The organism is Agriterribacter sp., assembly GCF_035445465.1.
Taxonomy (GTDB): domain Bacteria; phylum Bacteroidota; class Bacteroidia; order Chitinophagales; family Chitinophagaceae; genus Agriterribacter.
Window position 1 is genome coordinate 44,060 of sequence record NZ_DAOMQT010000033.1, and the last position, 6,362, is coordinate 50,421.

Annotated in this window: 6 protein-coding genes; 1 reads left to right on the forward strand and 5 read right to left on the reverse strand. The window is 45.0% G+C overall.

The features are described 5' to 3' along the window. Positions 1–11: 11 nt before the first annotated feature. Genes PLE34_RS15105 through PLE34_RS15125 form a run of 5 tightly spaced genes read right to left on the reverse strand, consistent with a single transcriptional unit; the run spans position 12 to position 5,388 of the window. Positions 12–1,322, reverse strand: a complete 1,311-nt coding sequence (locus PLE34_RS15105) for a DUF58 domain-containing protein (protein WP_324558290.1) — start codon at positions 1,320–1,322, stop codon at positions 12–14. A gap of 36 nt (positions 1,323–1,358) precedes the next feature. Beyond that, positions 1,359–2,336 carry an AAA family ATPase gene (locus PLE34_RS15110; protein ID WP_324558291.1) on the reverse strand — a complete coding sequence of 326 codons (978 nt, stop codon included), beginning with the start codon at positions 2,334–2,336 and terminating at the stop codon, positions 1,359–1,361. A gap of 1 nt (position 2,337) precedes the next feature. Continuing rightward, on the reverse strand, positions 2,338–3,564 hold the full coding sequence (locus PLE34_RS15115; protein ID WP_324558292.1) for a DUF4350 domain-containing protein: 1,227 nt from the start codon (positions 3,562–3,564) through the stop codon (positions 2,338–2,340). Beyond that, positions 3,561–4,424, reverse strand: coding sequence for a DUF4129 domain-containing protein (locus PLE34_RS15120; protein ID WP_324558294.1), 864 nt, complete (start codon positions 4,422–4,424; stop codon positions 3,561–3,563). Before PLE34_RS15120 ends, PLE34_RS15115 begins: the two co-directional genes overlap by 4 nt. A 1-nt stretch (position 4,425) precedes the next feature. Next, positions 4,426–5,388 carry a stage II sporulation protein M gene (locus tag PLE34_RS15125; RefSeq protein ID WP_324558296.1) on the reverse strand — a complete coding sequence of 321 codons (963 nt, stop codon included), beginning with the start codon at positions 5,386–5,388 and terminating at the stop codon, positions 4,426–4,428. A 79-nt stretch (positions 5,389–5,467) separates the two neighbouring features. On the opposite strand from PLE34_RS15125, the gene PLE34_RS15130 reads away from it, so the two are divergent. Beyond that, positions 5,468–6,268: an RDD family protein gene (locus PLE34_RS15130; RefSeq protein WP_324558298.1), complete on the forward strand. Its 801-nt coding sequence runs from the start codon at positions 5,468–5,470 to the stop codon at positions 6,266–6,268. Positions 6,269–6,362 lie beyond the last annotated feature (94 nt).

Sequence of the window (6,362 nt, forward strand, 5' to 3'; positions counted from 1 at the left end):
CTTCGGCTCGCTTATAGTGCCTGCCTTGCTTTCAGTTCAATGTACTTATTAATGGTATTTACGCTTACCTGCCGGGGCGTGGTTAGCAGCGAAAGTATGCCATGCTGCTGCAGCTCTTTTACGATCAGTCTTTTTTCCAAAGCAAACTTACCCGCAATCGTTTTGATATAAATGTCTTCAAGGTTTTCGGCCGGCTTTTCCCTGAGCGCTTTCAACTCGGTATTTTCAAAAAACACCACCAGCAGCAAATGATGTTTAGCTATCTTCCGCAGGTAGGGCAACTGGCGCTGAAAGCCGGGAATAGATTCAAAATTGGTAAAGAGGATCAGCAATGCCCTGCTTTTTATTTTACCACGGATATGTGCATACAGCGCTTCGTAATCGGTTTCTGAAAAATGCGTTTGCTGGCGGTATAAATTTTCCAGGATCATTTCCATTTGTATGCCTTTACGATCGGCCGCCAGAAAGGTTTCCGGCTGGCTGGCAAAAGTAAGCAGCCCGGCTTTGTCGTGCTTTAGCAAAGCTACATTGGATAGTACCAGGGAAGCGTTAATGGCATAGTCTAAAAGTGTCATGCCTTCGAAAGGCATTTTCATATTACGGCCCTTGTCTATGAGACAATAAATATGCTGGCTTTTTTCATCCGTAAAGGTGTTTACCATCAGGTCTCCCTTGCGTGCCGTAGCCTTCCAGTTCACGTTCCTGTTATCATCGCCGGATACATACTCTTTGATTTGCTCAAATTCCATGCTGCTGCCCGATTTCCGCAGGCGGCGGATACCCGTTTCATTCAGGCGGTTGCTTACCGCCATCAACTGGTAGCGTTTCAGTTGCTGGAAAGACGGGTAGGCGGGGATTACCTGCTCCTGTTCAAAAATATACCGGCGTTGTACCAGCGCCATCGGGCTGGTTACAAAAGCATTGATATTACCAAAAGCATATTCACCTCTTTGCATAGGACGCAGGGAATAGGTGAGATGGCGCTCCTGTCCGCCTTTCAATACTGCTCTTCTCTTCCAGTTCCTTTGCTGGAACTGGAAAGGCAGTTCATCAATAAGCACAACCTTTACGGTAAAAGTATAATGATTTTCAACCTGCAGGTCAATCCTGTTGTCGTCGCCGTTACTGAAACGATCAGCAGCGATCCGCCGGCCGCTTAATGCTTCCGGCTTTGCATACAATGCAATAGCATCCACCAATACAAGAACAGTCAGCAAAATTAAGAGTAACCGGGCTGCACTGAACAGTACCGGGATAAAAAAAGAAAGGATAAATAGCAGCACAACAGCAGCCAGCAACAAATATACGTTGCGGGTAAGCATAAAGGAACGGTATAGCGCCACCAGTTTTTTCAATTGTTACCGCGGTATTTCCTGTGCATGAATAATTTCTTTTATTACATCATCCTCCGTTGCACCTTCCATCTCTTTTTCGGGCGTTAAAATAATACGGTGCCGCAATACCGGCACAGCCATTTCTAAGATGTCTTCCGGCGTTACAAAGTCGCGGCCCTGCATAGCTGCCGTGGCTTTTGCCGACATCATTATAGCTAAGGAAGCCCTGGGAGAGGCGCCGAGGTAAATAGATTTATGCGAACGCGTAGCGGTAACCAGCCGGGCAATGAACTGCAATAGCTTTTCTTCAACCAATACTAATCTTACCAATCGCCTGAGCTCGCTGATCTGCGTTGCCGATAATACAGCATGTAGCTGTGCCGCTATTTCTTCTCCCGGTGTTTGATGAAACCTGTTCAATATGGCAACCTCTTCTTCTTCGGTAGGGTAGGGAACGGTTATTTTAAAAAGAAAACGATCCAGCTGCGCTTCAGGCAAACGGTAGGTGCCTTCCTGCTCCACGGGATTTTGCGTGGCCAGCACCATAAAAGGCTTTTCCATAGAATGCGAGTATCCGTCTACCGTTACCTGCTTCTCTTCCATTACTTCAAATAAAGCGGCCTGTGTTTTTGCCGGCGCCCGGTTAATTTCATCCACCAGTACAATATTACCGAAAACCGGGCCGCGCTTAAACTGGAACCCGCCTTCCTTCGGGTTAAAGACAGAAGTGCCCAATACATCGGAGGGCATAAGATCAGGAGTGAATTGTATGCGCGAAAAATGCAATGCTATACATTTGGCCACCAGCCTGGCGGTTAAGGTCTTTGCCACACCGGGAACGCCTTCTATCAGCACATGCCCGTCGGCAAGCAGCGCTGCCATAATCAGTTTCACCATTTCCTGCTGTCCAACAATTACCTTACCGATCTCGTTGCGCATTTGCTCAACGGCTTCATGCAGTTGCGAAAGATCGGTGCGTAGCTCAAATACGTTTTCTTCCATGCTATATAGTTTTATAAAAGCGATCTAATACATTATAAAATTCGGTGACCTGCCGGTCGTGAACAGCAGGCGCTTCCTGTATAAAGCGAATATAGTTTGTTACAGACTGAATGGTATCTTCACTGCATCCCGATTTTTGCGAAAGCCGGGAAATAAAATCCGCATCCATACTTCCTGCGGCTATGTTAAAATGACGGTGAACATATTCCGTAAAGTGAACACTCATTTTCTGGCAGAGGTTTTTATTGTCTCTTTTCTGGAAGTATAAGCGGCCGATGGTTTTTACAAAGTCTAATGAATCATTCTTAGGTGCGGTAACAACAGGTATTATACGCTGGCTTCTTTTCATGCCGAGCAATACATATATCACCAACCCCGCCAGCGCGGTGAGCAGGGCCATGCGAAAAGCAGGCTGTTCCATCAATACACGAAAAGGGGAGGGATCGTTTTGTGCGCTTCCCGTGGGCTTGTGAAGGTAGTATTCATCCCATATAACGGTTAAAGCCTGCGCATCCATAGCAGAGAGCAACTGGCTGTAGTAGCCCATGTTGTTTTTATGAAGCAAAAAATAATTACTGAATGCGAGCGGCGCGGTGTGAATAAAAAAATTGCCATCCCCCACACGTAACCGGATAAACGAAGGCTTGTTCTTGGCCGATGTGCCCAGCATATACGACATGGAAGAGTCGAAGGTATTGATCCATGAATTGAATTTCCTGCCAGGATAAGCATACCGGTTATATGTTTTAGAAAAAGGAGGATGCATGAGTCCGAGCTCAAGGGTATCTAATTCAGAAAAATTTTCAAATACCGGGAAACCGGCATCGGCATAACTTAAGTTTAAATGGAAAAAACGCTGCGCATTATTGCTCAGATCGTAGGATGAAATGAGCACATCATTACCCCTGCCTGCAAAATGAAATAATTCGGTGAGCTCATCATTGCCGGCGTTAAAATCTTTACACACAATGATCAACACCTGACGGCCGGTATCATAATCCAGTACCGCCTCATCCCAATAACCCGGCTCTTTTTTGTTGATGGTTATTTTCGCCTGCGGAAATAAATGAGGAAGATGCTGGTAAGCTACATACGTTCCGTAAGGGGTCTTGTCTTTTTTATTCAGGGTAACCCGGTGATCGAAATTGTTTTTGTTTCCTCCCGTGAGCAGGGCTAACAGCAGCAAAAGCAATAAACCGCCCAACAGGTATGGTAGTGCTTTTTTCAAATGGATATCCCCGCTTTTTGGTAGAGTGAAGAAAAATCGTGCTGAATGTTTTCATACTGTTCCCTGCTTACCGGCATTTCGCCGTACCATGCATATTCGTAGCTGCGGGTAACCTGGAAGAAATCTTTATAAAAAGGTTTTGTATATAACCGTGCGAGGTATTCGCTATTGGTGGCGCCGGTGGTGTAGTGGATCAAATCGTTTTGTGAGAAGATCTTTAATAAATGGAGGTAGGAAAAACGTACGGCCAAACGGTAATTACCTTCTGCTGCAGCCGCGGCAACGGCTTCCTGCAGATTGGCCGCAAAAATATTATCCGCATCGCCTTCTTTCAGCTGCGGTGATAGTGCAACAGGTTTACGCGAGCCAAATATGTTCATTTTATTTTGTACAAGGAACCATATAACAGCGGCTGAAAACAGGATGAGCATAAGCAGCCACATCAACTGCCTGAAAACCGGTGAACGGAGCATGGTAAAAACAATGTCCCATAATTTATACCAGAATGAATGGCTCCCTGTTTTTTTCTTTTGGGTTTGCATGTCTTTATTGGCATACCAGAAGGCTTTGTCCGCTTTCAGCGCCTGCGTAACAGAATCAGGAACAAACCTGCTTTTTATGACAGATGAATCATATAATGAAGAGGGATCTTCCTTGCCGGAAAAAAATAAGGTGTCCTGCTCCGCTCCGTTATAATCACTATCCGGCGGGTAGCCGCTCAGGCTGTCTAACATGGCTTCTATACTGTCTTTCTCCACCACCATACTGTCGTCCGTATCCTGGGCATAGCAGGTAACAGGGGCAACAGTAAAAACAGCGCCGGTAAGTAAAAGAAATATATAAGTGAAGCGCCGGATCACATCATACGATTTTGCGGTTAGCCCATAAACGCTTTTGCAATTGTACAGGATAAATAATATAATACCAGGTAATGTATGCGGCAGACAAGAGCAGGATGGAGCTGCTTAACCACCAGGGCATCGTATAATAGCGGGTGATGAATCCTTCAAAAAAAGCTGCCACAATAAAAACAGGGATGAGGCTTGCCAGTATAATAACGCCATCTTTTGCCCCGCGCATAAACGCGTCTGATCTTTTGCCCGTTCCGGGAAAGATCCAGCCCTTGCCTAATACAATGCCGGCAGCGCCTGCAATTACGATAGCCGATATTTCGAGCGTACCATGAATAAAAACAGTTAGCACAGATTGCATGCCCAGGCCTTTTGAAAAGAACAGTTGTTCAAATGCGCCCAGCCGGATACCTTCCGTAAGTAAGGAAATAATAAGCGGAATGCAAAGCAGGAGGCCCTGTGCAAAGTAGCCGAATGCCACAAAAAGATTATTGATCATAATACCCAGCCACATCAGCAATGCGCCACCTTCGGCATATACACCAAAGGGCTTTCCGTTTTCAATGTTCTCTTCCGTCATATTCACATAGCGGTCGCCCAGCATTTCCCGTACAAAAGTTTCATCATGCTGCGACGAATAAAAACCCGTTATAAAGAAGGTAATGAAAAGTGCCGCACAAAATAATAATACCCCATGATGCCTGCGAACGGTAAGTGGTACGGTATATTTCCAGAATTCCGTAAGGCGGCTGCGTTCTTCTTTCCTGTTCTGGTAAATATTCATATAGGCCTGTGATGCCCTTGCGTTCAAATACCGGGTTACCCTGCTATGCGGGTAAAATGTTTTGGCGTACGACAGGTCATCTACCAGTTGCGTGAACTCCACGGCGGTTTCATCGGCATCTTCCGCAGGCATGTGCTGGCTTTTCAGCCACTTGTCTTTATTCTTTTTTATGAATAAGGCTTCGCGCAACAGTAATTAAATTTGCTCCAATTTAAATAAATACTTAACATCGTTTAAGAACTGACCCAAATATATATTATTGCATACTATGGGTAAGATTTTTATTCCTACCAATTTTAATATTGATCTTGAATTTGAGAGCGCTCCTTTTCATACAAGAATGATAGCCTGGATCATTGATTTTGTGCTGCAAATATTTTATATCATCATTGCCTACAATGTGTATGCTTCCGCCGCAGGTAATTATGCGGGCAATATTTCGGGGTATGACCTGTGGGCGCTGCAGCTTATGATATTATTGCCGGTATTCACCTATCATTTTTTTTGTGAATTGTTTTGGAACGGGCAAAGCGTGGGAAAAAAATTACTGGGACTGCGGGTGGTGAATGATAACGGTGGAAAAGCTTCGCCGGGACAGTACATGATCCGCTGGCTGCTCCGGTCGTCTGATCTTTCTGTTCCTGTTATTATCATCGCCATTGTATTTGGATGGATCGGGGCATTAAAAGCATTGTGGATAACAACCCTCATGTTTATTGCAGACCTGGTACTGGTGGCCGTGCATAAAAAATCGAAAAGGCTGGGCGATCTTGCTGCCGGAACGCTTCTCATTAAAGCCAATCCCAAGGGAAACTTAGAAGATACCATCTTTATGGAAGTGAGCGATAGCTATGTTCCTGTATTCCCGCAGGTGATGCGCTTAAGCGACAGGGACGTAAATACCATTAAAGGTATTTTAGATACCGGCCGGAAGATCGGGCATACGCAAATGGTAGAAAATGCTTCAGACCGCGTAAAAAATGTATTAGCCATTCAAAGCGCCATGCCTGCATTCGATTTTTTAGAAACGCTGCTAAAGGATTATAATTATTTGTCAACGAAGGAGTAGGGAGGTTTCAGGTCACAGGTTTCAGGTTTCAAGTTTCAAGTTGTGCATGCCTAAAATAGGTTGACAAAAAACAGTCACTTATGATGAGGCAAAT

Excerpts from the sequence above, each read along its gene's own strand:
- PLE34_RS15130 (WP_324558298.1), top strand. The coding sequence starts at position 5,468 with ATGGGTAAGATTTTTATTCCTACCAATTTTAATATTGATCTTGAATTT.
- PLE34_RS15110 (WP_324558291.1), bottom strand. The coding sequence starts at position 2,336 with ATGGAAGAAAACGTATTTGAGCTACGCACCGATCTTTCGCAACTGCAT.
- PLE34_RS15105 (WP_324558290.1), bottom strand. The coding sequence starts at position 1,322 with ATGCTTACCCGCAACGTATATTTGTTGCTGGCTGCTGTTGTGCTGCTA.